Source organism: Polynucleobacter parvulilacunae, assembly GCF_018881715.1.
Classification (GTDB): Bacteria; Pseudomonadota; Gammaproteobacteria; order Burkholderiales; family Burkholderiaceae; genus Polynucleobacter; species Polynucleobacter parvulilacunae.
This window is the reverse complement of sequence record NZ_JACVPW010000001.1, coordinates 438,960-465,116: the sequence shown is the minus strand read 5'-3', so window position 1 is coordinate 465,116 and position 26,157 is coordinate 438,960. Positions and strand designations below refer to the sequence as shown.

Here is a 26,157-nt window from a genome sequence, read left to right as displayed (position 1 = left end):
AAAGCCTACTAAAAATTAAATCGAGATGAATAAACTTGCTTGATCTTCTTCTTCAAGCCTTTATTCTTGGCTTGCTGGGTCTGGGCGCGGGTATCTTGGGCGGTGTCATCGGGTTTGGCACCACCATCATATTGATGCCTGCATTGGTTTATTTCTATGGACCTATTCAGGCAATACCAGTAATTGCTTTGGTGGCTACAGTAGCAAATCTCTCCCGAATTTTTTTATGGTGGAGCGTCATTCAGTGGCGGGTTTGTTTTGTTTATAGCCTTACTGCAATTCCATTTACGGTGCTAGGCGTTAGTACCTTAGTGCAGCTTGATGAGCGCCTAATTGAAATTACTTTAGGAATCTTTTTAATTTTATTAATTCCAATTCGTCGTTGGATGCGCAAAAAGAATTTTTATTTAAAACTTTGGCAGATGGGTTTGGTAGGCGCTGCTATCGGCTATCTGACAGGAATTGTTGCAACAACAGGTGCGATCAATACACCCTTCTTTCTAGCCTATGGTTTAACTAAAGGGGCATTTTTAGGTACAGAGGCCGCCAGCACTTTATCCATTCTATTTACCAAGGGCATTACTTTCCATCAACTTGGTTTTTTGAATACGGCCGCCATTATTCAAGGTCTGCTTATTGGCAGCTGCGTTTTGCTTGGCTCCATCTTCTCTAAGAGAATTGTGCTCGCATTACCAGAAAAGAAATTTTTACTATTAATGGAGTTGGTAATGCTGATCTCGGGCCTCTCTATTCTTGTAATGACTTTTTAAGGGCATATCGGTATAAATCACTATTTTGATAAAAGTATCATCAGGTTATAATTTTTACAAGCAGGAGAGCGAGGGGCTTCCCTCCACCGAAGGCGCAAACTCCCATGAACGCTCAGGTATCCACCAGGAAGGTACTGCTTATCCTAAATAGCCGTCTGGAGAGCCGCCATTTTTATGGCGCACCGAAGGAGCAAGCCCTAAGCTAGGCTTAGTGTGAATCTCTCAGGTATCAAGGACAGGGGGAGCGGCATCCATCTACATGGCTAGGCTATGTTTTTGATGGACCGCTTTGGGAGAGTCTTCATGCTAATTCAGATCGAATAGTTCGTCGCTTTATCGCGCCGCGAACGCAGCGCTATCCCATCGAATTTCCCTGAAATCAATTCATTTCGGGTGCTAACTTATTAAGGTAAATGTATGACAAATAAATTTGTTGAAGAGGCCCCATATCATCCTGGTTACGAAGATGCTGTCTTTAAGGGCGCAGTTTCACCTCTGGCCGCAGAGATTGATCGTTTTAGAAAAAGCAATTCTCGTTATTTAAATTTTGCTGATGTGATCGTAGACTTCTGCGCATCAGATCAAAATAAATTACATCCTGTAAAGTAAGTTTCTAGCTATGGCTACATTAAGCCGCCTACGGGTGGCTTAATTACTGCTTTATCTTGGACTACTTAAAGCGATAGGCTAGTGCCATGAAAACGTTGTCCTGAAATGAGCGATTCATAACTGGACTGTTATTGATTCCCGTGCCCATCCACTTGCGTTTGCCATAAATATTGATATACCAGTTATCAACCACCGGAATTTCTACCATTAAGCCTGCTAATAGATTGTTGGTGGCTGGGGCGCTATAGGCTGCATAGCCTGTCAGGCTGGACTCTCCAGCATTGATGCCATAGTAGTAGTTGGCATATTGGTTTGACTGTCTCTCAATGCCAATTTGCGGATAGACCACCACTTTTTTGTAGGTCTCAATTTCAGCAAAGTACAAAAACTCATAAAGTGCGCCTTTGGATTTTCCAAAGTCGTGATAAGCATTAACAAAAAACCCACCAATGGGCGTCTCTTGAAAGGTGCCTAAGCCCAGGGGAATGGGGTCACTACGATTAATAGAGTTGCCGTTGATGGATGACTTTACTTTGTAGGTATCTAAATTAATTTTTCCAATGACTTCAAAGTATCCATAACCCATTTTGAAAGTTTTAATACCCACCTCATCAATGCGAGCAAAAAAACGTTGATAGTCAAAAAAAGCATACGGCAGCACTAAGGATTGAGTACCTTCGGTGCCGATATGTAAGTTAGAGGTATAAACAGCCCCGCCAATATCTCCAACGATGCGATCTGGCAGTCCATCAGGAACATCATCGACCGCAAACGCTGGGATATAGATTGTCCAGGCAATTAAAAGGACTGCTACGCGAATAAATGATTTCATGTGCCCATCATAAGCCTCTAGAGGCATTTATTTTAGAGATCTAGATTATCTAGCGCCAAATTATCCAGATGACTTGTATCTGCCCAACCCTCGACTTTCCAAGAGTGCCCGTCATGGCTGATCCAATTAAGTGAGGCATTCGGTACTGATACTGCTTTTTCGGCAGCTAGCGCCTGATTGCTTGCCACCCTATACATCATGTCCAAGGCGCCGCCGTGACTTACCAGCAAAATAGTTTTGCCAGTATGTTGAGCTCGAATTTGCTCTAGCGCCGATTGAATACGATTTGCAAATTGTTGAATGCTTTCACCGTCTCTTAAGTTTTCTTCAATATTTCTACTTAGATGGGATTTCCAAAGATCTGGCTCGCGTGTTGGCGCTTCATTAGTGGTAAGTCCTTGGAGTGCGCCCAGATGACGCTCTCTCAATTGAGTATTTCTAATTGCAGCTGTATTAAATAACTGCTCAATTGCTAGTGCAGTTTTGGCTGCGCGCTGAAGATCGCTGGTATATAAAACATCAAATTGCAAATTGATTTCTTTGAGTGCACGGGCCATTTGCTTTGCTTGAGCAAGGCCTCTCGCATTTAGGTCAATATCTGTGTGTCCCTGAAGGCGGCGGGCAGCATTCCAATCGGTTTCTCCATGGCGAACTAGGCAAAAGCGAGTAATAGTCATGTACTGATGATAAAGACTGAATTACTTTTTAAGAGTCCAGGCGCGTGGATTGTGTTCAAAACCAATATGTTCATAGTATTCATTTGCTTTGGGCGCCGCTAAAAGCACAATCATGCATTCTGGGCCAAGACATTTTTTGGTTTCTTCGATTAATTTTTTGCCGATGCCAGATCGTTGATATTGTTGATCTACTGCTAAATCCGCAAGATAAGCTACATAAGCAAAGTCAGTGAGTGAACGAGAGATGCCCACAAGCTTTTCACCATCCCAGGCCGTAATAGTGAGGTTGGCATTTTTAAGCATAGCCTCAAAGGTTTGAATATTGTCTACAGGGCGACGCTCACCCAGGGTGGAGCGTTTATAGAGGTCGATAGCTTGTTCGGCAGTAATCGAGAGATTGTCTCGGTAATCAATCATGGTGTTTTTCATTGTTCAGGGTTAGTTTGTCGCCGATAGCAAGGGTTCCGGTATTCAGAACTTCGGCTCGAATTCCTCCGCGCCCTTCAAATGCCTCCATAAAGCTGGGCTTGCTCAGTAGTTGTGCCGGCCTTTCACAAGGGGTGCAAAGTTCTGTGCCTAGCAGTTGCAAGTTGCCCAGTTGAAATTGTTTGCCCACTAGGTCATTCAACTCGGTTGCTGTGATTCCTTCTAGAACGATATTGCGACGTGTTTCAGCGGCATCAAAAGTGGGCTCATCACCCGCTCTTAACCAGTCATTTGCGGTTTCAATGGCTGATACAGAAATCAGGCTTAGATGACGCACCCTTGTGGGCTCAACAGCCGAATATGCTCCCGTACCCATGGCATAACGATCGCCTTCAATGCCTGAGCAAGCATTGACTCTGGCGTAGTTGATGGTTTGCATCTGAGCCCCTGCAGAGGGTGCAAGGTAGATGGCATGAATATGAGCGTTTAATTTCATAAGAAGTGCTTACATATTACAGCCCACTCCTGGAAGATTATTAATACAATCAATTCAACATTAAATAAAGGGTGATGGTGAATAAAGAAAGCAAAGGGATGCTGATTGGTTTTATCGGCATCCTCATTTTTAGCTTAACGCTACCGGTAAGCAAGATTGCTGTCTTAAGCTTTAATCCTTATTTCATTGCTTTTGGCAGGGCGACATTAGCAGGCCTGATTGCTCTGACTTACCTTATTTATAAAAAAGAGACCACACCAAACAAAGTTAATTTTGTGAAGTTTGTTGTTATCGCTTTAGGCGTGGTGTTTGGATTTCCCATCTTGACTACTGTAGCAATGGCCGATGGCTCCCCATCCCACGGTGCGGTGATCTTGGGGATGATGCCCTTAGCTACAACCGTAATTGGAGTGCTACGGTTTAAAGAGCGCCCATCCTTGGGGTTTTGGTTGGTATCTCTACTGGGTGCGGGCTTAGTTGTCCTATATGCATTGTTGAAGAGTTCTGGAAGCTTCACTTATATTGATGGCCTTCTAGTACTTGGTGGAATCAGTGCCTGCATTGGTTATGTCGAGGGCGGCGAGCTCTCCAGAAAAATGAACCCTCGCGCAGTAATTTCATGGGCTTTGGTGATTTCATTGCCACTCAACATCGTGATGACATGGTTCACTTATGGTCCAGGGTACATAGACGCTGGAGCGGTTGCTTGGACTAGCTTTATCTATCTCAGCTTATTTCCAATGTTCCTTGGTTTTTTCTTTTGGTACGAAGGGCTTGCGATTGGTGGCATTGCAAGGGTAAGTCAAGTGCAGCTCATTCAACCCTTTTGCACACTAGTGGCCGCTAGCGTTTTGCTTGGCGATTCTCTTACTATGATGAACTTAATCTTTGCTGTATTAGTTGTATCAACCGTTATCCTCGGGAGGAGAATGTTGATAAAACAGGCATAGAAATAGATAGCTCTTAAAATGCTGAATTTAAAAAGCCCCGCTCATTTTATTGGCGGGGCTTTTTAATTATGCGGCAACAGCTGGACGTTTGCTCAGTGCTCGCAAAATTTTGCTTTTTTCTTTCGGCTTAGTGCTTGACTCTAGTAGCTTATTAAGTTGCGCAGTATTCAGGGGGCCTAAGCGGGCCTTACCTGTTTTAGTGAGCATAGAGTCATTTTTTCTGGTTCTTTGATTTTGGCCTACAGCCATGGAATTTTCCTAGAGTAATGGAATGATGAATCTCGAGGGCTTGCTAAAGAGATTCCCCTGTCTAGGGCGCACAATAGTGATCACAGTCCAGAATAACAGTTAAGCACCCTAGAAGCTATGATGTGCCTATGAAGAATCTCCCAAATCTTATTTTTGCTCTGATAATGGGCTTTTTAATGTCTGCAACGATTACGTGTGCCACCACATTTGCGCGTATTGGTTCTGCAGAAAATTTCTTAAGGATTTGGTTCGAAGTTTGGTTGGTGGCCTACCCAGTGGCAATTGCCGGTATTTTGATCTACAAGCCGTTTGCCAGCGCAATTACAGTAAGACTGATAAAAAAATTAAAGCCGAATGAATCCTAAATTAAATACAAAGGATGTTTGATGAATGTGACATTGAAGTTTTCTACAGTAAATCTGTTTTGTCTCGCCTTATTGGTTGGCTGTGCTGCAGTGTATACCGATGCATCAGACTCCAATCACGTTACTTTTCTAAACAGTAGCGGTGAGTCAATTGAGCAATTAACTCAAAAAGCAAGCGTCTATTGTGCGCAGTACGGTAAGGTCGCCTCATTCAGAAATAGCGACACTCAGATGGTTGCCGTATTTGATTGCAAAGCAAAACGCTAATTCAGTAAAGCGGCAGAATGATTTAGCCCGCTAAATCTGATTGATAAATGAGGCCCGCATGCTCTCTCAGCGCATGGAATTGAATGGACTCCCAGCGTTGTTGTGCAACGTCTAACTCTGACTTGTGTGACGCTAAGAAAACAGATGCGCCAACAACGTCTTCTGCCATGCGATGAATATTTTCTTGCGTAAATTTTTTCAGGGCTACAGGATCATCTGAGCTCACCCAGCGCGCCAAGCTATAACGGGCGGGTAGAAGCCTTACTTCTGCGCCATACTCAGTTTGGAGGCGATGGCTAACCACTTCAAATTGCAGCTGACCAAACGCACCAAGCAGCATGGTGCCACCCGCCATTGGCCTAAAGACTTGAATGGCACCTTCTTCGCCCAACTGCATCAGTCCTGTGCGCAATTGTTTTGAGCGCAATGGATCCGCAGACTCCACCATGCGGAAAATTTCTGGAGCAAAGAATGGCAAACCAGTAAATTGCAATTGTTCACCTTCGGTCAGCGTATCTCCAAGACGTAGCAGGCCATGGTTTGGCAGGCCAATGATGTCGCCTGGAAAGGCTTCATCCAAAATATCGCGTCGTTGCGAGAGAAAAGAGAGCGCATTGTTTGTGCGCACTTCTTTGCCATTACGGCAAATCTTAAGTTTCATGCCTCGCTGGAAGTGTCCCGAGCAGATGCGTAGAAATGCCACACGGTCGCGATGTGCTGGATCCATGTTTGCTTGAATCTTAAATACTACTGCGGAGAATTTATTTTCTGCAGGACTCACTTCTCGTTGCAATGCTTTGCGTGAGCCTGGCGATGGCGCAAGCTCAACTAATGTATTAAGAATCTCTCGCACACCAAAGTTATTGATAGCTGAGCCAAAAAACACTGGCGACTGACGTCCAGCCAAGAAGGCCTCGAGATCAAATGCGGGCATTGCATCTTTAATTAAGGCTACTTCGGCTAAGGCGTTTTCTAGGTCGGTACCAAGACGTTCCTTAAGGGCCGGGTCATTGACATCAACTACAGCATGAGAATCTTCGGTAACGCGATCTTCGCCTGCTTTAAACATGCGCATACGCATATTGGCAATGTCGATAACGCCAGCAAAGGATTTACCCATGCCAACTGGCCATGTAAAAGGAACTACTTCTATACCAAGCGCTGTTTCAATCTCATCCATGAGCTCCATTGGAGGCTTTACCTCACGGTCCATCTTATTGATGAAAGTCACGATAGGTGTGTTGCGTGCGCGACATACCTCAAGCAAGCGTAAGGTTTGAGATTCAACGCCGTTAGCGGCATCAATCACCATAAGGGCTGAGTCAACCGCAGTTAAAACTCGATAGGTATCTTCGGAGAAGTCCTGGTGTCCTGGGGTATCCAGTAAGTTAATGATGCAATCGCGGTATTCCATCTGCATCACAGAGCTTGCTACCGAGATGCCGCGTTGCTTTTCAATTTCCATCCAGTCAGACGTTGCATGACGGCTCGCTTTACGAGCCTTCACACTTCCTGCAATTTGAATGGCTCCTGCGTAAAGCAACAATTTTTCTGTAAGCGTCGTTTTGCCGGCATCCGGGTGAGAGATGATGGCAAAGCTACGGCGTCTTAAGACTTCTGCGCCTGGAGTGCTGGAGGTGATAGTTTCGATGGTAATTCTGCGTTGATTAATCTGGTTTTGTGCGCAATTATAAGCGCCTGAAGTGCATCAGAACTGCTCTTCAGGCCTTACATAGCGCCATTGGCCCGGTGGTAGTGGGCCTAAAGAGATGCGACCCATTCTGACCCGTTTAAGACCTAATACTTTAAGGCCCACCATCTCACACATGCGACGAATTTGGCGCTTACGACCCTCGCGCAACACGAAGCGAAGTTGATCTTCATTCTGCCAACTGACTTGCGCAGGTTTTAGTACTACGCCATCAAGCGATAGGCCATGCCGCAGACGATCTAAATCTTCGAAGGAGAGGGCTCCCTCAACGCGTACTAAATATTCCTTTTCGATTGGGCTATTTTCACCAATCAACAATTTGGCAATGCGACCATCCTGGGTCAATACCAACATACCCGTCGAGTCAATGTCCAGTCGTCCTGCAGGCGCTAGACCCTTGGTATTAAAGCGAGGGCTACGACCTTTGTCTAGTGGGCTGGCAAAGTAGTTTTCGGGTGTGATCAAAGACGCTGCTGGTTGGTATTCCTGTTCATCGTCATAGTGAGAGATGTAACCAACCGGCTTATTAAGGATGACCGTAATACGAGAAGCTTGTTGTGCTTTTGCACCCGATTGCAATTCAATCTTTTGGTGACGGAACGCACGCGTACCTAACTCATTCACTACCTCACCATCTACAGTCACTAGGCCTTGCTCAATATAAGAGTCAGCCTCACGACGTGAGCAAAGACCAAGTTCAGAGAGTAATTTAGAAACGCGTACTTTTTCTTCCATGCCTGCATTATCCGTTAAAGCCCATGTATATATGGTGCGAGGCAGCATTTCAATTTGACTAAACTAGAAGTTTAGAGCTCACCAAATAAAGGAAGTCGCCATGACAATAAGCTTAAAGAAGCCACCGATTTATAAAATCCTTTATTTTCAAGTACTTGCAGCTGTTGTGATAGGTATTTTATTGGGTCATTTCTACCCAAGCTTGGGTACGGACATGAAGCCGTTTGGCGATGCCTTTATTAAGGGCATCAAGATGTTAATCGCCCCCATTATTTTTTGTACGGTAGTTCTCGGTATTGCCGGCATGGAAGATATGAAGAAGGTTGGCAAAACTGGCGGACTAGCCCTTTTGTATTTTGAGATTGTTAGCAGTATTGCTTTAGTGGTTGGTCTGGTCGTGGTTAATCTGCTTCAGCCTGGTGCCGGCATGAATATCGACCCAACAACTTTGGATACCAAGGGAATCGCTGCATATACCGGGCCTGGAAAAATGGGCACCACCACTGATTTCTTAATGAATATTATCCCGAGCAGTGCGGTAGATGCATTTGCTAAGGGTGAAATTTTGCAGGTCCTTTTCATTGCAATATTGTTTGGATTTGCATTGCATAAGTTTGGCGGTCGCGGAACGATGGTGTTCGACCTGATCGAAAAAACATCGCACGTTCTTTTTGACATGATTGGCGTCATCATGAAGTTTGCGCCTATTGGCGCATTCGGCGCAATGTCATTCACTATTGGTAAATACGGCATAGGCTCTTTGTTCTCACTGGGCAAATTAATGGGCTCGTTTTATTTAACTTGCTTGCTCTTTGTGTTTATTGTGTTGGGAATCATTGCGCGATTTAACGGATTCAATATTTTTAAATTCGTTCGCTATATCAAAGAAGAGTTATTAATTGTCCTGGGCACCTCATCATCCGAATCTGTTTTACCGCGCATGATGGAGAAAATGGAGCTGTTGGGTGCCAAGAAAACTTGTGTGGGCCTCGTTATTCCAACGGGTTATTCATTCAATTTAGATGGCACCTCTATTTATTTAACAATGGCCGCAGTATTTATTGCGCAAGCAACCAATACGCCGATGACACTCATGCAAGAGGTCACGCTCTTGCTGGTGCTGCTGCTCACATCTAAGGGCGCAGCAGGCGTAACTGGTAGCGGGTTTATCGTTTTAGCAGCCACCCTTTCTGCTGTCGGAGATGTTCCGGTAGCTGGTTTGGCGATCATCTTGGGTGTTGACCGCTTTATGTCTGAGGCGCGTGCATTAACGAACTTAATTGGCAATGGTGTAGCTACTATCGTGGTTGCTAAGTGGACTGGTGAGTTAGACCATAAGCAATTAACTAGTGTGCTAAATCGCGATAACTGGATTGAGGCGCAAGAGCCAGAACTTATCCTGGATCAAAAGCAAGAAAAAATGCGTTAATTAAGTTCTGACAATATGAACGCTGCAGGGAGCCTCTTCGACGATCTTAGTCATTGAGGTTCTCCAAGGCGTTACTTTGTTAGGTAGCTTGTGTGATGCCCCAATCAAAATGAGTGACGCATCATTATCTTTTGCGAACTCCACAATCCTAGAGGCGGGATCCATTGCTTCTAGTACGTGATAAGAAATTCTTTCGGGTGGTAATTTGAGCGGTTTAGCCCACTCCATCAGCTGTACTAAGTGGCCGCGGACGATGCCGCTAGCTGTTTGGCTTTCATGATTGCCCTCATAAGTTGGGGTGCTTGCAATCGTACTGATGCAAACCAAGCGGCTCTCTGGATAGGCCTGCAATAAATTCTTTGCCGTGGTTTGCATGCGCTCACGCAAAGCTTCATCGGATTGGCGTGTATCTATCGCAGCAATCATGAGGGGTGCATCAAGGCTGCCCATACTAGGCCGGGGGCTGGGAGAAGGCTCGTAACCAGCGGCTTTGAACATGCCTTTGAGGTTTTCCCAAAAGCTGGGTGGTTCAACGCGGTCGGCGCGTTCTGTGAGGGTAACGCCTTCGGGATCTCGTAATACTTGACGTAAACGCGCAGCGCTTTGATAGCGATCTGCGGCGCGTGGCTCCAGACATCTCAGCACTACCTCTTGTAACCAGCGCGGAATTTCTCTGCGAATAGCGCGTGGCGGAAAGGGCTCAGCCCACATCCTCTTGCGCAGACCGCTCATCGTTTGAGGGTTGCCAAATGGCAGTTCGCCAGTTAGCAGCTCGTACATGATCACGCCAATAGAAAAAATATCACTGCGCGAATCAGAGCGAATGCCTGCCACTTGCTCAGGAGAAATATAGGGTGCAGACCCAATACCTTTGCGCATCTCTTCTGCAAGAAGGTCTGGATACCGAGCGTGGTGCGACAAACCAAAGTCAATGAGTGTTAACTTCCCCTTTTCATCAATCAAAATATTTTCAGGCTTGACATCTAGATGAATGGCATCTTGTGAGTGCAGTGATTGAACAGCTTGCGCTAAATCTGCGCCAATGCGCACGACCTCGTCAATCGTAAATACTTTGCCTTCTTTGATGTAGTCCTCTAGTGGGTGGCCATCAACTCTTTCCATCGCAATATAAGGACGCGTGGCCATATTGCCCGAACCTAAATATTGCGGAACAAAAGGACTTTTTAGAGACCGCAAGATAGTGAGTTCGGTTTCAAAGCCGATCAAACTTTCTACTGGTTGATCTCTGCCAACACGCGGTATCTTCAGCAAAATAGGGATATCTATACCCTCTTTCGTTGCTGAAAAAAGGCTAGCCATTCCGCCACGATGCACTTCCTTGCCTAAGACAAAGCCGTCTACTACCTTACCTTCTTGAAATATATCGTCTACAGCTTCAATGTCGGTATTGATGGGCATTATTTATTTGCCGGTAATGAGGCGGTTTGCCAGGTCTTCTGGCAGGCCAGCGCGACGCACTTTCTCTGCGGCAGTGTAGTGATCGTAGGGTGTGCGATGAAATGTCAGCACTTCTGAGGCAGGCTCAAAAACGGCAAAGCAGGCTTCTGGATTTCCATCTCGGGGTTGACCAAGTGATCCAACAACGCCGACCCATTGACGATGGGGTAGCACAGGGATGTCATCACCAGGGTGCGGCGCAAATCGAATGAGTTTCCCAACGGCGCTTTGGTAAAAAAGTGCTTGCTCATGTGCATGACCAACAAAGGTGTAATTTTTCCCAGAGCTTTGTACGCAACGCCATGCACTCATGCTGTCAGTGATGTAATTCCACTCGGCCGGATTGTAGGCAGAGGCATGCACAAAACAAATCTTCTCCTCTTGAACCATCAACGGAAGATTTTTAAGAAACGCTACATGATCATTATGTAATTGAGATTTAGTCCACTCAATGGCGGCATTGGCACTGGCATTCATTTGATTGCGACTATCTTTAAAAACAGCCTCATCATGATTGCCGAGAATGGCAATTGCCTTCTTGTTTTCAACGAGCGTGGCAATACGTTCAATGAGTGCAACAGGATCGGCGTTATACCCTACGAGGTCACCTAGAAATACCATGCGAGTAACGCCAAGTTCCTCGGCGCGAGCCATACAAGCATTAAAAGCTTCTAAATTACTGTGGAGATCGGCAAATAGCCCAATACGTTCGGTCATCCCCTAATGATAGGACAAAAGGCCCCTAGATAGAAGGGTTATAGGGGCTCGGACCATTATCTGGACGATTTTTAAAGCGCTTATGAACCCAGTAGTATTCGGCCGGCCGAAGTCGAATTTCAGCTTCAAAGTATTGATTAAGGCGTGCGGTGTCAGACTTGGGGTCTGCCCCCGGAAAGTTTTCTAACGGTCTTCTAATTTCACAAAGATAGCCAGATTCATCTGCCTTTAGCGTGGTGGTCATTAAACAAACGTCAGCACCAGTAATTTTTGCCAAACGCGAGATAGTGGTGATGGTATTTGTTTGAATTCCAAAGAAAGGAACAAATTCCGAATCCTTAAGGCCTAGATCAATATCGGGTGCAATGATGATGAAGTCCCCATTTCGAATTTCTCGAATAATTGCTTTTGCATTACCTTGTCGATCAATCGAGTTTCCTCCAAAACGATTGCGCCAATCCACGATTTTTTTGTTGAAGAATGGATTTTTCATTCGCTGAAAAAATCCAGAGGTGCGTGGCCAATGTTTTTCTTTAGAGAGAGCGCTCAAAATAATGCTGCCCTCAATGCCTGTGAAATGCATGTTGACCAAGATGCGCGGCTTTTTACTAGAGAGGTCTACGGCAGATTTCACCTCAATCATCTTGCTTAATTGTTTTGAGCTGCCGCACCAGATGATGCTTTTTTCTACCAGACTGCGCCCAAGTAAGCGCCAATGTTCTTTGGCAAGATCATCGATTTCAGTGGTGCTGAGTTTGGGAAAACACAAATGAAGATTTGTTTTGACTACTCGATTTCTATCGCTCGGAATACGGGCCGCAATATATCCAAGGCCATAACCGATTGCGACCAGCGCCTTATAGGGCAACAGGGCAAGCAGTCTTAGTAGCGCGACGCCTACTTGATTAGAAATGGATTTGAGCAAATTAGTTTTGCTCTGATTCGTAACGCTTTACCGATTTAGCATAGCGTTCTGTCATTTCTTCGATTGAGCTACTCGACATACCTAGATCGTTTACTAAACCAGTTTCAAGGCGATAAGCCCAACCATGCACTGTGAGATTTTGTCCGCGTGCCCACGCATCTTGCACGATGGTTGTTTCGCATACGTTAACAACTTGTTCGATAACATTGAGTTCGCATAGGCGATCTTGACGCTTGGGCGTTGGAATCATTTCACCCAAATAACGCCCATGTTTTTGATGTACATCTTTCACATGACGCAGCCAGTTATCTGCTAGACCAACGCGTTTATCGGTTAGTGCCGCATGGACACCAGAGCAACCATAGTGGCCAACCACCAATATGTGCTTCACTTTAAGAAGATCGATAGCAAACTGAATAACAGATAAGCAATTTAAGTCGGTATGAACAACAACATTGGCAACGTTTCGATGAACGAATAGTTCGCCCGGTAGTAGGTTTACGATTTCATTTGCCGGGACTCGACTGTCGGAGCAGCCAATCCAAAGGTATTCAGGAGCTTGCTGAGAAACTAGGCGCTTAAAGAAATTGGCATCTTGTGCCACCATGCTTTCGGCCCAGGCACGATTATTGGAAAATAGCTGCTCTAAAGCTTGAGAATTCTTCATCGTCATGCTTTCAGTTTAAAGTACTTTGATGACGCCTCTTTGGTTAAAACAAACCCCCACCGGAATTGCCTTAAATTTACATTGCCAACCAGGGGCGAAGGTGACAAGAGTCGTTGGTCTTCATGATGGCTGTTTGAAAATTTCCCTTCAGGCGCCGGCCTTGGAAAATAAGGCCAATGAGCTCTTATTGGCTTGGCTATCTAAGCAGTTAAGGGTGCCCCAAAAGCAAATTCAATTTTTGTCTGGCCAAAATAGCCGCAAAAAACGCGTGGAAATTTGGGGCTCAATAAGTCCTGAGCAAATTGTTCAGTTATTAAGTCCCAAAAACTAAGTTGGCTTTACCAAAAAATAGCCCACAAAATTCCCAAAATGAGTACCCACTTGCCAACGTAATAAACAGTGCGATGTTTTGCTTTTAACTTTTTGGCTTGTGCTCGGAGTTGGTAAAAATAGGTAAATAGAACATTTACAAACCCCACTTTTTCGCCTGCAACGTTTTGGGATGAGGCGGCACTCATGACATATCGTCCAAACCAGCGATTGAATAGCTCAACAACTTTGGTGTAAACCGGACGCTCAACATCGCAAAACAAGATAATTCTTTGTTGATCTGTTTCGTTGGCAGCGTAATGAATATAGGTTTCATCAAACATGACTGCTTCACCATCTTTCCAGAAGTAGCGCTCCCCATCTACGTCAATAAAGCATTTGGGATCGTTGGGCGTTACTAAGCCAATGTGATAGCGCAAAGAGCCTGCATAGGGGTCTCGATGCCTTACCAGCGTTGCTCCAGGGGGTAGGGAGGCAAACATAGCCGCCTTGACCGAAGGGATGGATTTTAGAAGGGCGACTGTTTTAGGGCATTTGGCTTGGGCTGATGGCACCTCTTTGCCATACCAACAGAGGTGAAAACGCTTCCAACCAGTGCGAAAGAACGAATTAAAGCCGATGTCGTTGTAGCCGGTAGCGGCTGCAATTGAGCCACCCTCTTGCAAGGAAAGCGCCTCTTGGCGAATGATTTCCCAGTTATCTTGAATAGACTTCATCTCTGGAAATTGGTTTACCGGAATAAAGGCGCTCGCCTTTACTTTGGAAAATAAATATAAAACTGTATTTACGGGGGCCAAAAGTACCTGGTAATCCGTAAGAGATCTCACGACCCCAAAACGAACTTTTCCTCTGTAATAAACATAAACCGCCGAGGCTACAAAAATTAAAAAGATGATGTGGCGAATTTCCATGGATTTTGTCTAAGTGAGGTAATTGCTGATATTTTAATTTGGATGCGGCAGTTAAATAGACTATTTCTTCCGCTGGGATGCACATATACTGCGTATAGAAGATATAAGGACCCGCTAAGGGTTTGTGTGGAGATTTGCCAAGGAAAGTCTGATGAATAGCTTTATAAAGTGGCTCTTAAGCCTTGTTTTAATTGGGTTAGTGGGTGTTTCGGTCTATACGTGGGCAATGCTGAATTGGAGCTACGGAAGCGGTGAGCGCGCAGGATATGTACAGAAATTCTCCAATCGTGGCTACGTATGCAAAACCTGGGAAGGTGAATTGGCCATGGTTTCTATGCCGGGCACCATGTCAGAAAAATTCCTCTTTACGGTGCGCGAAGATAGTGTGGCGCAAAAAATAAATGCTAATTTAGGCAAAAAGGTTGCTTTAAAGTATGAGCAACACATTGGTTTACCAACCACTTGTTTTGGTGATACAGAGTATTTTGTTTCCGATATCACTGTTTTGGATGAGTAGTTTGTAGTCGTTGTAAAAAATTGCTGTAACGCAACTTTATTTTTGTAATTTTTTGTGGTTAAAATCATGTAAGCGTAATGTGCGCTGACATCAATATCTATAAGGAGCTTCACTTGAACAAAGCCGAACTAATCGCAGCGATTGCTGACGACGCGGAGATTTCTAAAGCCAAAGCTGAATTCGCATTGAATTCTGCAATCGACACAATCATCAAAGCTGTTACTAAAGGTGACTCAGTACAACTGATCGGCTTTGGTACTTTTGCTTCTGGCAAGCGTGCTGCACGTATGGGTCGTAACCCAAAAACTGGCGAGCCACTCAAAATTGCTGCTGCAAAAACTGTTAAGTTTTCTGCTGGTAAAGCATTTAAAGATTCAGTTAACAAGCGTAAGAAGTAATTCTTCCTTTGTTGATAAAAAAGCCCGGCATGCCGGGCTTTTTTGTTGCCTTCAGAATCTCAAAAATCAAAAACAAAAATTATGCAATCCTATTGGATTAGCTTTGTACTAAGCGGCGGTGACGATGAATACTCATGAGGATGCCGGCTCCAAACCCTAGCGTTACCAATGCAGTACCGCCGTAACTAATAAATGGTAGTGGCACACCAACCACTGGCAATAAGCCGCTTACCATGCCGATATTGACGAATGCATAGGTAAAGAAAATTAAAGTCACTGCCGCACCCAGCAAGCGCGTAAATAAATTGGGTGCGCTGGCAGAAATTGCGAGGCCTCGCTTAATCAGCGCAAAGAAAAGCGCAAGCAAAACCAGATTGCCCAGTAAGCCAAACTCTTCTGAGAAAACAGCAAATACAAAGTCAGTATGCTTTTCTGGAATAAATTCTAAGTGCGCTTGTGTTCCTTGGAACCAGCCTTTACCAAAGAATCCACCAGAGCCAATAGCAATCATAGATTGAATCGTGTGAAAGCCTTTTCCCAATGGATCGCTAGTCGGATCAAGCAAAGTACAGATGCGATGCTTTTGATAGTCATGAACAAATGGCCAAACTACATCATGGGCACAAATAGTGCCGCCAAAAATAATGATTAACAAAATTCCAGTAACACCGAGCCCTACAAATGGCAGGATCCACTTCCAGGGTAGTCCTGCCAAAATAATGACATACATCCCTGCGGCAAAAACAAGTAGCGCAGTACCCAAGTCTGGTTGGCGGGCAATTAAGAAGACGGGGATTGCCAAAATAATTGCAGCGACACCATAGTCCCAAGATTTTTGAATGCCTTCGCGCTTCTGGAAATACCAGGCTAGCATTAGTGGCATCGCGATTTTCATAATTTCAGATGGCTGAATAACTACGCCAACATTAAGCCAACGACGCGCACCTTTTTTAATTAATCCAAATGCGGCCACTGCAATTAAAAGCGCAACGCCTAATCCATAAATCCAAACTGCACCCATCTCTAACCACTTTGGTGGAATACGCGACACAAGCCACATCACTACAAATGACAGAGCAAGGTTGCGTAATTCATCTGCAATTTGTACGGGAGTATTTTGACTGGCAGATAGGAAAGTAAAAAAGCCAACAGCCGCTAAGCCAAGCAGAATAAGGCCTAGCTGGCGATCTAAACCAGCAAAGAGGCTAAAGAAAAATCCTTTAACTTTAATTAAGGGGCTCTTTTCCATTCGGGAACCTCCTTGGGCCATTTGCCCTCAATGTAGTAGTCCAGTGCTTGGCGTGCAATTGGGGCGGCATACTGCGCGCCGAAGCCTGCGTTCTCTACAACCATCGCAATCACAATAGTTGGCTTGTCCGCTGGAGCAAAAGCGATGTACAAAGCATGGTCACGCAAAAATTCTGCTGTGGATCCATGTTTGTAATCTTTGGAGTTCAAACTAAATACCTGCGCAGTTCCAGTCTTTCCGCCCACTTGATATCCAGTACCTTTAAATGCTGCGGCAGATGTGCCGGAGTTATTAACCTCGACCATGGCTTTTTTAATCACTTCAATATTCTCAGCATTGAGATCAATGCGATAGCTTTCTTTTGGTGTGGTGAGAACTCTGTTGCGGGTAAAAGGATCTTCAATGGCTTTGACTAAGTGGGGCTTCATGACGATGCCATTATTGGCAACGTTTGCCATAGCGTGAGCCAATTGCAAAATGGTGAAGGCGTTATAACCTTGCCCAATTCCCAATGAAATGGTTTCACCCTCGTACCATTTTTGCTGCTCTGGTTTCTTGAAAGTATTTTTCTTCCACTCAGTAGATGGTAGAACACCTCGTGCCTCACCTTGTAAATCAATGCCGGTAATTTGGCCAAAACCCAGCGGCTTCATAAAGTCATGCATCATATTTACGCCCATGTCGCGCGCAAGCATGTAGTAGTAAGTGTCACAAGATTCAACAATGGACTTTTGCATATCAACAATGCCGTGACCACCTTTTTTGTCATCACGGAAGGTGTGATTACCAAAATCAAAGTAGCCAGGATCAGAAATAGTTTGTGATGGCGTGCGCTTTTTATTTTCTAAAGCCGCAAGTGCCATAAAAGGTTTGTAAGTTGATCCCGGTGGATAGATGCCTTTTAGTGGACGGTTATAGAGCGGCTTCTGTGGAGAGTCATTTAACTCTTTCCAAGTCACCGAATCAATACCTTCAACAAAGTCATTTGGATTGAAGTTCGGCTTAGACACAAATGCCAACACATCGCCCGTCTCCGGTTCAATTGCTACAAACGCACCGCGGAAATTACCATACAGTTGCTCTACTAAATATTGCAACTTGATATCCACCGAGAGCACAACATTTTTTCCAGGAACTGATGGCGAACTCGAAAGTGTTCGTACTGGTTTGCCGCCTGCAGTAATTTCTACTTGGTCATACCCAGGCACTCCACGCAAAACAGTTTCATAGCTTTGCTCTAAGCCAATCTTGCCAACATACTGAATACCCGGCAAAAAAGAGGCTTGTAATGCATCGGGATCATCTGCTTTGGCGCCCTCAATTTCAGCCTGCATGCGTTCCTTATCTTTCTGAGAAACGCGGCCAATATATCCAATTAAGTGGGAGGCCAATTCGTTGTATGGGTACTCCCGAAAGCTTCTGGCTCGGATCTCTACCCCCGGAAAACGGTAACGATTGGCCATAAATCTGGCTGTTTCCGTCTCGTTGAGCATGGACCGCAGGGGAAAAGTGCCCATATTTCGGGAATCTTCCAGAGATCGCTTGAAATTACGACGATCTCTTGGGGAAATATCAATGATTTCAGAAAGTTCGTTAATGAGTTGATCTACGTTCCCTTTTACCTCTTCAGCATTCACATCCAAGGTGAGGGCGGAGTAATTTCTGCCGATGACAATGCCATTGCGATCAATTAAAAGGCCGCGGTTAGCAGGTGCGGGAACTAAAGCAATGCGATTGCTTTCAGCTAATAGGGCGTACTTTCCGTGGCTTACGAGCTGCAACCAAACCAGGCGAGTAATCAACAGTAGAAAACAAAATGTGACAAACAGAGTCGCAATATGAATGCGCTCCTGGAATGAGTCGAGATCCGGTTTTTTAAAAGAAACCATGCTGCTTCTTAGAGAGGTCGATTGTGATCAACATCTATAGGGCGACGCTGTGGCGCTAGCAAGATACGGGTAGCCAATGGCCAGAGCATCGCTTCTATTAACGCCTGAATTGCGCCAGTCAGCGCCCACCAATACAGCTCACCGCTGAGCAGCCAATGCGCCAATACTGGAAATAGCGATACCAATAAGAAAATGGGCAGTAGATGCAAGGCTTGTGAAAGCACTGTGAGAGCCACAATGCGGCGATGCCAGGAGATTGCTACATAAGCGACCAGTGAATAGCTAAAGGCATGCAAGCCCAGTAGATCTGAGTTGTGAACATCCATCATCAAACCCAGAATGAAAGCAGTAATCACGCTGACATAACGATGTTGATGAATATTCCAAAACACAATGCAGAGAATCAACCAATCAGGCACCCAACCATAATTACCAATCGGCAAAAGATTTAATAGCAGTGCGCAAAATAAGCTGAAATAAATGAAGACCGGATTTACCGGGCGCAGGATATAGCCGCTCTGGAAATCGATCATTGCATTCCTCGCGCACGCGTTTGTCTTCTGCCTGGGATATTGGTTAACGGCGCTCCAGAAGCGGATTTGTTATTGACTGCTGCCTTGGCATCAAATTGAGGATCGTACAAAAGAGCCAGCGCTTGACGATAGCGATTGACTGCGGCAACTGGTACGCAAAAGACGTTAGAAGAATTTTTATCAGCATTGCGCTCAATTTTGCTAATCACCGCCACAGCAAAGCCGGGGGGATAAACGCCATCAATTCCGGATGTCAGCAAAATGTCGCCAACTTCTAGGTCGCTAGCTACCGGTAAATAACGAAGCTCTAAAGGATTGCCGCGCCCAGCCCCAAATACAGCAGCCCGCAGTCCGTTACGAGCTACCTGGACGGGAACCGCAAAGTCACGGTCCTCCAATAAAGAAACCTCGGCAGAACGTTCATACAGGCGCACAACCTGACCCAGGATGCCGGAATCATTGGCGATTGGGTTCCCAAGCTTCAGCCCATCGTTGCTGCCGCGATTAATTACGATGCGCTGCGAGATTGGGTTCGGTGGGTTAAACAGAATTTCTACTGGCAATGTTTTGAATGGCACTTGCTTTTGCAGCGTCATGAGCTCGCGCAAGTTTTGGTTTTCTACCATCAAAAATTCAGATTGATTCGCTAGCAATGAAAGCTCTGCTTGACGCACTTTCATGACTTGGTTTTCTTGATCAAGAGTTGATCGGGTGGTGAAATATTCTGATGTTGCTTCGAAGGCGTTGCGTGGTGCCATCATCACATATTCAAGGGGACGCAAAATCCAATTGACGTTATTACGAATGGGGTCTAGTGCTTTGAAACGAAAATCGATCAGCATCAGGGCGATGCTGATCGACAGACAGACAATCAGTTTAAGTAAGGCCGGAATGCCCTGTCTGAAAAGTGGTGGAGCGCTATGTTGCAATTCCCTGGTCGACGTGTATGTCGCTTACTCGTGCGAGAACACTCCGCCTAACTTATCCATGCGCTCAAGTGCGATACCGCAACCACGAGCCACGCAAGTTAAAGGGTCTTCTGCAACATGGATCGGCAAGCCTGTTTCTTCCAACAAGAGGCGATCGAGGTCGCGCAATAAGGCGCCGCCGCCTGTGAGCATCATGCCGCGCTCAGCAATGTCGGACGCCAACTCAGGTGGAATCTGCTCGAGAGCCGCTTTTACTGCAGTCACGATTTGATTTAATGGATCAGTCAATGCTTCCAAAATTTCATTGCTAGTAACAGTAAAGCTACGTGGAATGCCTTCAGAGAGATTGCGACCTTTTACTTCCATCTCGCGCACTTCAGCGCCAGGGAAAGCAGAGCCAATTGTTTTCTTGATCAACTCAGCAGTTTGTTCGCCAATCAACATGCCGTAGTTACGACGAATGTAATTGGTAATGGCTTCGTCAAATTTGTCGCCACCAACACGAACAGAGCCTTTGTAAACCATGCCACCTAATGACATCACGCCAACTTCAGTTGTACCACCGCCGATATCAACAACCATTGATCCAGCAGCTTCAGAAACTGGCAAGCCAGAACCAATTGCAGCAGCCATTGGTTCTTCAATCAAAAATACTTGTGATGCACCAGCACCTAATGCAGATTCGCGAATCGCACGACGTTCAACTTGAGTAGATCCACAAGGAACGCAAATGATGATGCGTGGGCTTGGCTTTAATAATTTACTTTCGTGCACAAGCTTGATAAATTGCTTGAGCATTTGTTCGGTAATCGTGAAGTCGGCAATAACACCGTCTTTCATTGGGCGAATAGCCTCAATATTCCCTGGAACACGACCCAACATCGCTTTTGCCTCTTTGCCGACAGCCAAAATGGTCTTTTTGCCGTTTGGACCGCCTTCTTGGCGAATTGCCACAACAGAGGGTTCATCGAGGACAATACCCCGCTCACGCATATAAATTAACGTGTTAGCGGTTCCTAGGTCGATGGCTAGGTCATTGGAAAAGTAGCTGCGGAAAAAACCAAACATGATGTAGTGGGAAAATAGAAAGTGTTAATGAAAATATATAGGAATGATACTCTAGCGCCCCATGAAACTTGATGATGTCCAGCGCATTGCGCACCTTTCTAGGCTTGAGTTAAATCAGGCAGAAGCCGAGGCAGTTTTGCCTCAATTACAGGCCATTTTTTCCTTGGTTGAGGAAATGCAGGCCGTTGATACAAGCGGTCTTGAGCCATTGGCGCATCCGATCCTCTTTTTACGTGATTTGGCTCAGCCAATGCGTGTTGACCAGGTCACCGAATCAGATCACCGTGCCGAAAATATGAAATCAGCCCCTGCGCAGCATGATGGCTATTTCCTCGTGCCAAAGGTGATCGAATGAGTTGGCACAACACCCCTATCGCCTTAATGGCAAAAGCACTGGCTGCAAAAGAGGTCTCCAGTACCGAGTTAACCCAGTACTTTTTGGATCGTATTGAGGCTGGAAAACAGTGGAATGCCTATCTTGATGTGAATGCCCACTTAAGTTTAGAGCAAGCATCTAAAGCAGATCAGTTAATTTCCTTAGGAAAGGCTAGCAAGCTAACTGGCATCCCCGTTGCCCACAAGGATGTCTTCGTAACGCGTGGCTGGAAGTCGACTGCAGCCTCCAAAATCTTGGCTGGGTATCAGAGTCCGTTTGATGCCACAGTGGTTGCCAATCTGGGAATTCCAGATGAAAACAATCCCCATGGTGCTGGCATGGTTTGTTTGGGCAAAACCAATATGGATGAGTTCGCAATGGGCTCCTCTAATGAAAACTCCGCCTATGGGCCGGTTTTAAATCCTTGGAATGCTGCTCACGTGGCTGGTGGTTCGTCAGGTGGCTCGGCTGCAGCCGTTGCAGCTGGTTTAGCGCCGATCGCTACCGGAACAGATACAGGCGGCTCCATTCGTCAGCCAGCTGCATTTTGTGGCTTGACCGGAATAAAGCCAAGTTATGGGCGCGTGTCGCGCTACGGCATGATTGCCTATGCCTCTTCACTGGATCAAGCGGGCCCCATGGGCAAGACTGCCGAAGATTGCGCTCTACTGCTCTCAGCAATGTCTTCCCATGATCCGCGTGACTCCACTTCTTTGGCGGATTCTGGAGAAGACTATGGTCGCTATCTCAATCAGAATTGGAAAGAAGGTAATGCAAACCCTGCAAAACCATTAGAAGGTTTGCGTGTTGGTTTACCGAAAGAATTTTTTGCCGACGGCTTAGCAAGTGATGTTGCGAAATCCGTTAATGAGGCAGCCAAGCTTTTAGAAAATTTAGGTGCCATATTAATTGAGGTGAGTTTGCCCAAGACCAAATTATCAATTCCGGTCTATTACGTTTTGGCACCAGCGGAGGCGTCCAGCAATTTAAGTCGCTTTGATGGTGTTCGTTATGGCTATCGCGCGAATGAATATCGCGATCTCAATGACATGTATGCGAAGTCACGCACCGAAGGTTTTGGTTCAGAAGTAAAGCGTCGCATCATGATCGGAACCTATGTTCTTTGTCATGGTTACTATGATGCTTACTATCTGCAGGCGCAAAAAATTCGCCGCATTATTGCAGCAGATTTTCAGGCTGCATTTAACCAGTGCGATGTCATCCTGGGGCCTGTAGCCCCTGATGTGGCTTGGCGCTTGGGTGAGAAGTCAAAAGACCCTGTACAAATGTATCTAGAAGATATTTACACCCTGTCTACTAACTTAGCAGGCTTGCCAGCGATGAGTGTTCCTTGCGGATTCAATACAAATAATCTACCAATTGGTATGCAACTTATCGGCAACTATTTTTCTGAAGCGCGCTTGTTGCAAGTGGCTCACCAATATCAGCAAGCCAGCGATTGGCATTTGCGTCCAGCAAGCGAGGTGGCGTGATGCAATGGGAAGTCGTCATTGGTCTAGAGACCCACGCTCAGCTACAAACACAGTCTAAGATTTTTAGTGGCGCAAGTACGCGCTTTGGTGCCGAGCCAAATACACAAGCATGCGCAGTTGACCTCGCGTTGCCTGGCGTTTTGCCTGTGCTCAATCGTCAGGCTGTAGAGCATGCGATTCGTTTTGGTTTGGCTGTGAATGCAAAGATTTCACCAGCGAGTATTTTTGCGCGTAAGAACTATTTCTATCCTGATTTGCCTAAGGGCTATCAAATTAGCCAGATGGATATTCCGGTTGTTGTCGGTGGCTATCTTGAAATCTTGGTAGGCGATGAAGTCAAGGTGGTTGAGCTGACACGCGCTCATATGGAAGAGGATGCCGGCAAATCAGTTCACGAAGAGGGTTTTACTGGCCCTCATGGCGAACCTTCTAGCGGCATTGATTTAAACCGCGCAGGAACACCTTTGCTGGAGATCGTGACTGAACCGGTGATGCGCAGCGCTGCTGAGGCAGTTGCCTATGCCAAGGCACTGCACGGCCTGGTTGTGTGGCTTGGCGTTTGTGACGGCAATATGCAAGAAGGCTCTTTCCGCTGCGATGCCAACGTTTCAGTGCGTCCTAAAGGACAGGCTGAATTTGGTACCCGTTGCGAAATCAAAAACTTGAACTCCTTCCGCTTTTTGGAGGAAGCTATTCAATATGAAGTGCGTCGTCAAATCGAACTTATTGAAGATGGCGGCACTGTTGTTCAAGAAACGCGTTTATACGATCCTGATCGTGGCGAAACGCGTAGCATGCGTAGCAAAGAAGATGCGAATGACTATCGCTACTTCCCAGACCCCGATTTATTGCCAGTAGTGATTGATGACGCATGGATCGCAGAGGTGCGTAGTAAGATGCCTGCGCTTCTAGCCCAATTGCGCGAGCAGTGGCAAAGCGAATTTGGTTTAAGTGCATACGATGCGCAGTTGCTTACACAAGATCGCGATACTGCAAAAGTATTTGAAGCGCTTTTAGCGATCGTAGGCAAACCACTTGCAAAAGCTGCTGCCAATTTAATTGCTGGCGAACTTGCATCTTCGTTAAATCGCGCCGGCATTGCTATGGCAGATGCGCCATTAAAAGCAGACCACTTGGCACCATTGCTGACGCGTGTAGCTGACGGCACAATTTCTAACAAGATTGCTAAAGATATCTTTGCCATTCTTTGGGAAGAGGCTGTTGCGGGCAAAGCTATCAGCACGGTTGATCAAGTCATTGACGCAAAGGGCTTGAAGCAAATTAGTGATAGCGGCGCCATCGAAGCCATCATCGATCAAGTGTTGGCGGCCAACCAGAAGTCTGTTGAAGAGTTCCGCGCTGGCAAAGAGAAGGCCTTCAATGCATTAGTAGGGCAGATCATGAAAGCCTCCCAAGGCAAAGCAAATCCTGGTCAGGTAAACGAGCTCTTGCGTAAAAAGCTAAGTTAAGCAAATAAATTAAGTTAATAAAAAAGTCATTTGAGAAAGTAATACATGAGCGCAATCGATCCAAAGCAGGCCGAGCAAGAAGAATTAGTTGCCGAGTGGTTGCGTGCAACTCCGGGCTTCTTTGAGCGCTACGCCGATCTCTTCAATGAGATCCGGATTAAGCATCCACACGAGGATCGTGCGATTTCTTTGCAAGAGCGTCAGATGACAGTGTTGCGTACGCAAAACCAAGAGCTCAATCGTCGCTTAAGCGAGATGTTGCACTTTGGTAGTCGCAACGATAAAACACAACAAAGTTTGGTTGCATGGCTATTGCGCTTGATGAAAGCTAATAACAAAGGTGATGTGGAGTCTGCAATTACCTCAGGCTTAGCGGAAGTATTTGAAGTAGAGTCCGCGCAATTGTTATCGCCTAACTCTGCTTTTGGTCCTTGGGTAGATGCACCGCTATGTGGCTCAGCCAAAGAATTGGCAGCTGCCAGCGTAGATTTATTGGCAACCCAAACAACTATTGATCCTGAATGGCAAAGCATGGTGGCTATTGGCTTACCACTGGGCAAAAGTATTGGCGCCACCCAATCACCAGCTGTATTGTTATTGGCCAGCAAGGACGAGTCTCGCTTTACTGCAGATATGGGCGCGTTCTATTTACGCCAGATCGCTGAATTAACCGCTGCAGCTTTGGATCGTACCCAGGCTTATGAAATTAAAGGCGACTGATCTTTATCCGCTCATGCAGGAGTACTTGCATGAGCTGCATGTGTTGCGTCAACTATCGCCGCATACCCTCAAAGCCTACGGCATGGATCTAAGTGATCTCCAAAATTTTGCTCTAGAAGATTCCATTGAATTATTAAAGGTGAGTAACGGCCATGTGCGTCGTTGGGCGGGTCGCCTACATTCCAAAGGCAAATCTTCGAGAAGCATTGCGAGAGCGCTTTCTGCATGGCGCGGTTGGTATGACTGGCTTACTGAGAAAGATGCGAGGCGCGATGCCCGTACCGGTAAGGTCACCAGCAATCTAGTTGCCAATCCGGTTGATGACGTGAAGGCGCCCAAGCGTTTGAAGTCATTGCCTAAGGCGCTATCGGTGGAGCAGGCCCTCTCTCTGGTTAATCAGGCAGTCAAAGAGGCTGAAGAAAAGAAAGATTTGGAATCGATCCGAGATGCAGCGATTATTGATTTGCTCTACTCATCTGGCTTGCGTTTGTCTGAATTGCTGGGCATTGATGTCATGCAAAGCAAGGATCGCCAACATGAATCTGCAGGCTGGCTAGATTGGGATGCTGCTGAAGTAACTGTATTGGGTAAAGGTGGTAAACGACGTTCAGTACCCGTTGGTGTCCCAGCAATGAAATCGCTTGCTGCATGGCGAGAGCTACGGGATGCCGGAAGTTACTCGGAAGAATCCATTGCATTATTTTTATCAGCTACCGGCAAGCGTTTATCGCCACGTACGGTACAGGCGAGATTGCGTACTTTGGCGATGCGCGCTGGATTGCCCACTCATGTACATCCTCATATGATGCGTCACAGCTTTGCAAGTCATGTGCTGCAATCCTCGCAAGATTTACGTGCAGTTCAGGAGATGTTGGGGCATGCCAGCATCGCCAGCACCCAGATTTATACCTCGCTAGATTTTCAGCACCTTGCTCAGGCATACGATAAAGCGCATCCACGCGCAAAGGCTGGCAAAGACTGAGGAACTCGGT

At 45.9% G+C, this 26,157-nt stretch carries 31 protein-coding genes and 1 riboswitch; of the genes, 14 read left to right on the top strand and 17 right to left on the bottom strand.

Annotation, left to right across the window (positions count from 1 at the left end; all coding sequences use genetic code 11):
• Positions 1 to 35: 35 nt before the first annotated feature.
• Both ICN18_RS02405 and ICN18_RS02400 read left to right on the top strand, forming a co-directional pair.
• A complete protein-coding gene (locus tag ICN18_RS02405) occupies positions 36 to 770 on the top strand; it encodes a sulfite exporter TauE/SafE family protein (protein WP_216188957.1) in 735 nt (244 codons plus the stop codon).
• A gap of 145 nt (positions 771 to 915) precedes the next feature.
• A riboswitch (glycine riboswitch) is annotated at positions 916 to 1,019 on the top strand.
• A 168-nt stretch (positions 1,020 to 1,187) separates the two neighbouring features.
• Positions 1,188 to 1,379, top strand: a complete 192-nt coding sequence (locus ICN18_RS02400; RefSeq protein WP_216188956.1) for a hypothetical protein — start codon at positions 1,188 to 1,190, stop codon at positions 1,377 to 1,379.
• A 61-nt stretch (positions 1,380 to 1,440) separates the two neighbouring features.
• Here ICN18_RS02400 and ICN18_RS02395 read toward each other — a convergent pair whose 3' ends face one another.
• From ICN18_RS02395 to ICN18_RS02380, 4 genes are read right to left on the bottom strand one after another with little or no spacing between them, the layout of a single operon-like run.
• Entirely contained in the window at positions 1,441 to 2,211 is a 771-nt protein-coding gene (locus ICN18_RS02395; protein WP_216188955.1) for a MipA/OmpV family protein, read from the bottom strand.
• 32 nt (positions 2,212 to 2,243) lie between these two features.
• On the bottom strand, positions 2,244 to 2,888 hold the full coding sequence (locus ICN18_RS02390; protein ID WP_216188954.1) for a histidine phosphatase family protein: 645 nt from the start codon (positions 2,886 to 2,888) through the stop codon (positions 2,244 to 2,246).
• Positions 2,889 to 2,909: 21 nt separating this feature from the next.
• Positions 2,910 to 3,305 carry a GNAT family N-acetyltransferase gene (locus ICN18_RS02385; RefSeq protein WP_216188953.1) on the bottom strand — a complete coding sequence of 132 codons (396 nt, stop codon included), beginning with the start codon at positions 3,303 to 3,305 and terminating at the stop codon, positions 2,910 to 2,912.
• Positions 3,298 to 3,810: an MOSC domain-containing protein gene (locus ICN18_RS02380; RefSeq protein WP_255532042.1), complete on the bottom strand. Its 513-nt coding sequence runs from the start codon at positions 3,808 to 3,810 to the stop codon at positions 3,298 to 3,300. Before ICN18_RS02380 ends, ICN18_RS02385 begins: the two co-directional genes overlap by 8 nt.
• Before the next feature lie 74 nt (positions 3,811 to 3,884).
• On the opposite strand from ICN18_RS02380, the gene ICN18_RS02375 reads away from it, so the two are divergent.
• Positions 3,885 to 4,760, top strand: coding sequence for a DMT family transporter (locus tag ICN18_RS02375; protein WP_216188952.1), 876 nt, complete (start codon positions 3,885 to 3,887; stop codon positions 4,758 to 4,760).
• Between the two features lie 66 nt (positions 4,761 to 4,826).
• On the opposite strand, the gene ICN18_RS02370 is transcribed toward ICN18_RS02375, so the two are convergent.
• Positions 4,827 to 5,009, bottom strand: a complete 183-nt coding sequence (locus ICN18_RS02370; protein WP_216188951.1) for a hypothetical protein — start codon at positions 5,007 to 5,009, stop codon at positions 4,827 to 4,829.
• A 128-nt stretch (positions 5,010 to 5,137) separates the two neighbouring features.
• Between ICN18_RS02370 and ICN18_RS02365 the strand changes: the two genes are divergently transcribed.
• Together ICN18_RS02365 and ICN18_RS02360 are read left to right on the top strand one after the other, a co-directional pair.
• The gene (locus ICN18_RS02365; RefSeq protein ID WP_216188950.1) at positions 5,138 to 5,374 is read left to right on the top strand and encodes a DUF2798 domain-containing protein; all 237 of its coding nucleotides are present in this window, start codon (positions 5,138 to 5,140) and stop codon (positions 5,372 to 5,374) included.
• Between the two features lie 21 nt (positions 5,375 to 5,395).
• Positions 5,396 to 5,641, top strand: a complete 246-nt coding sequence (locus ICN18_RS02360) for a hypothetical protein (protein WP_216188949.1) — start codon at positions 5,396 to 5,398, stop codon at positions 5,639 to 5,641.
• Positions 5,642 to 5,663: 22 nt separating this feature from the next.
• On the opposite strand, the gene ICN18_RS02355 is transcribed toward ICN18_RS02360, so the two are convergent.
• A complete protein-coding gene (locus tag ICN18_RS02355) occupies positions 5,664 to 7,292 on the bottom strand; it encodes a peptide chain release factor 3 (RefSeq protein WP_216189437.1) in 1,629 nt (542 codons plus the stop codon).
• Between the two features lie 57 nt (positions 7,293 to 7,349).
• A complete protein-coding gene (locus ICN18_RS02350) occupies positions 7,350 to 8,087 on the bottom strand; it encodes a pseudouridine synthase (RefSeq protein WP_216189436.1) in 738 nt (245 codons plus the stop codon).
• A 100-nt stretch (positions 8,088 to 8,187) separates the two neighbouring features.
• Here ICN18_RS02350 and ICN18_RS02345 point away from each other — a divergent pair, with 100 nt between their 5' ends.
• Positions 8,188 to 9,516, top strand: a complete 1,329-nt coding sequence (locus ICN18_RS02345) for a dicarboxylate/amino acid:cation symporter (RefSeq protein WP_216188948.1) — start codon at positions 8,188 to 8,190, stop codon at positions 9,514 to 9,516.
• On the opposite strand, the gene ICN18_RS02340 is transcribed toward ICN18_RS02345, so the two are convergent.
• Genes ICN18_RS02340 through can form a run of 4 tightly spaced genes read right to left on the bottom strand, consistent with a single transcriptional unit; the run spans position 9,517 to position 13,289 of the window.
• Entirely contained in the window at positions 9,517 to 10,935 is a 1,419-nt protein-coding gene (locus ICN18_RS02340) for a protein kinase domain-containing protein (RefSeq protein ID WP_216188947.1), read from the bottom strand.
• 3 nt (positions 10,936 to 10,938) lie between these two features.
• Positions 10,939 to 11,691 (bottom strand): metallophosphoesterase family protein, encoded by a 753-nt coding sequence (locus ICN18_RS02335; RefSeq protein WP_216188946.1) that lies wholly within the window; start codon positions 11,689 to 11,691, stop codon positions 10,939 to 10,941.
• 25 nt (positions 11,692 to 11,716) lie between these two features.
• Complete coding sequence (locus tag ICN18_RS02330) at positions 11,717 to 12,616, bottom strand: LpxL/LpxP family acyltransferase (RefSeq protein WP_216188945.1); 900 nt, start codon at positions 12,614 to 12,616, stop codon at positions 11,717 to 11,719.
• Between the two features lies 1 nt (position 12,617).
• A complete protein-coding gene (gene can / locus ICN18_RS02325) occupies positions 12,618 to 13,289 on the bottom strand; it encodes a carbonate dehydratase (RefSeq protein ID WP_216188944.1) in 672 nt (223 codons plus the stop codon).
• 22 nt (positions 13,290 to 13,311) lie between these two features.
• On the opposite strand from can, the gene ICN18_RS10495 reads away from it, so the two are divergent.
• Positions 13,312 to 13,614, top strand: coding sequence for a DUF167 domain-containing protein (locus ICN18_RS10495; protein ID WP_369411851.1), 303 nt, complete (start codon positions 13,312 to 13,314; stop codon positions 13,612 to 13,614).
• Positions 13,615 to 13,621: 7 nt separating this feature from the next.
• Here ICN18_RS10495 and ICN18_RS02315 read toward each other — a convergent pair whose 3' ends face one another.
• Positions 13,622 to 14,518, bottom strand: a complete 897-nt coding sequence (locus tag ICN18_RS02315; protein WP_216189435.1) for an aspartyl/asparaginyl beta-hydroxylase domain-containing protein — start codon at positions 14,516 to 14,518, stop codon at positions 13,622 to 13,624.
• Positions 14,519 to 14,675: 157 nt separating this feature from the next.
• Between ICN18_RS02315 and ICN18_RS02310 the strand changes: the two genes are divergently transcribed.
• Both ICN18_RS02310 and ICN18_RS02305 read left to right on the top strand, forming a co-directional pair.
• The gene (locus ICN18_RS02310; protein WP_216188941.1) at positions 14,676 to 15,041 is read left to right on the top strand and encodes a DUF8785 domain-containing protein; all 366 of its coding nucleotides are present in this window, start codon (positions 14,676 to 14,678) and stop codon (positions 15,039 to 15,041) included.
• Between the two features lie 113 nt (positions 15,042 to 15,154).
• Positions 15,155 to 15,439, top strand: coding sequence for an HU family DNA-binding protein (locus ICN18_RS02305; RefSeq protein ID WP_048812313.1), 285 nt, complete (start codon positions 15,155 to 15,157; stop codon positions 15,437 to 15,439).
• Between the two features lie 97 nt (positions 15,440 to 15,536).
• On the opposite strand, the gene rodA is transcribed toward ICN18_RS02305, so the two are convergent.
• From rodA to ICN18_RS02280, 5 genes are read right to left on the bottom strand one after another with little or no spacing between them, the layout of a single operon-like run.
• Positions 15,537 to 16,688: a rod shape-determining protein RodA gene (rodA, locus tag ICN18_RS02300; RefSeq protein WP_216188940.1), complete on the bottom strand. Its 1,152-nt coding sequence runs from the start codon at positions 16,686 to 16,688 to the stop codon at positions 15,537 to 15,539.
• Complete coding sequence (mrdA, locus tag ICN18_RS02295; protein ID WP_216188939.1) at positions 16,670 to 18,577, bottom strand: penicillin-binding protein 2; 1,908 nt, start codon at positions 18,575 to 18,577, stop codon at positions 16,670 to 16,672. The genes rodA and mrdA overlap by 19 nt, the downstream gene beginning before the upstream one ends.
• Before the next feature lie 8 nt (positions 18,578 to 18,585).
• A complete protein-coding gene (gene mreD / locus ICN18_RS02290; protein ID WP_215391803.1) occupies positions 18,586 to 19,110 on the bottom strand; it encodes a rod shape-determining protein MreD in 525 nt (174 codons plus the stop codon).
• On the bottom strand, positions 19,107 to 20,039 hold the full coding sequence (gene mreC / locus ICN18_RS02285; RefSeq protein ID WP_216188937.1) for a rod shape-determining protein MreC: 933 nt from the start codon (positions 20,037 to 20,039) through the stop codon (positions 19,107 to 19,109). The genes mreD and mreC overlap by 4 nt, the downstream gene beginning before the upstream one ends.
• Before the next feature lie 24 nt (positions 20,040 to 20,063).
• Complete coding sequence (locus ICN18_RS02280) at positions 20,064 to 21,107, bottom strand: rod shape-determining protein (RefSeq protein WP_068319852.1); 1,044 nt, start codon at positions 21,105 to 21,107, stop codon at positions 20,064 to 20,066.
• Positions 21,108 to 21,168: 61 nt separating this feature from the next.
• Here ICN18_RS02280 and gatC point away from each other — a divergent pair, with 61 nt between their 5' ends.
• Genes gatC through ICN18_RS02255 form a run of 5 tightly spaced genes read left to right on the top strand, consistent with a single transcriptional unit; the run spans position 21,169 to position 26,147 of the window.
• The gene (gene gatC, locus ICN18_RS02275; RefSeq protein ID WP_216188935.1) at positions 21,169 to 21,462 is read left to right on the top strand and encodes an Asp-tRNA(Asn)/Glu-tRNA(Gln) amidotransferase subunit GatC; all 294 of its coding nucleotides are present in this window, start codon (positions 21,169 to 21,171) and stop codon (positions 21,460 to 21,462) included.
• Positions 21,459 to 22,976, top strand: a complete 1,518-nt coding sequence (gatA, locus tag ICN18_RS02270; RefSeq protein WP_216188934.1) for an Asp-tRNA(Asn)/Glu-tRNA(Gln) amidotransferase subunit GatA — start codon at positions 21,459 to 21,461, stop codon at positions 22,974 to 22,976. The genes gatC and gatA overlap by 4 nt, the downstream gene beginning before the upstream one ends.
• A complete protein-coding gene (gene gatB, locus ICN18_RS02265; protein ID WP_216188933.1) occupies positions 22,976 to 24,445 on the top strand; it encodes an Asp-tRNA(Asn)/Glu-tRNA(Gln) amidotransferase subunit GatB in 1,470 nt (489 codons plus the stop codon). Before gatA ends, gatB begins: the two co-directional genes overlap by 1 nt.
• 45 nt (positions 24,446 to 24,490) lie before the next feature.
• Positions 24,491 to 25,165 (top strand): DUF484 family protein, encoded by a 675-nt coding sequence (locus ICN18_RS02260; protein WP_216188932.1) that lies wholly within the window; start codon positions 24,491 to 24,493, stop codon positions 25,163 to 25,165.
• The gene (locus tag ICN18_RS02255) at positions 25,146 to 26,147 is read left to right on the top strand and encodes a tyrosine recombinase XerC (protein WP_216188931.1); all 1,002 of its coding nucleotides are present in this window, start codon (positions 25,146 to 25,148) and stop codon (positions 26,145 to 26,147) included. Before ICN18_RS02260 ends, ICN18_RS02255 begins: the two co-directional genes overlap by 20 nt.
• Positions 26,148 to 26,157: the final 10 nt, after the last annotated feature.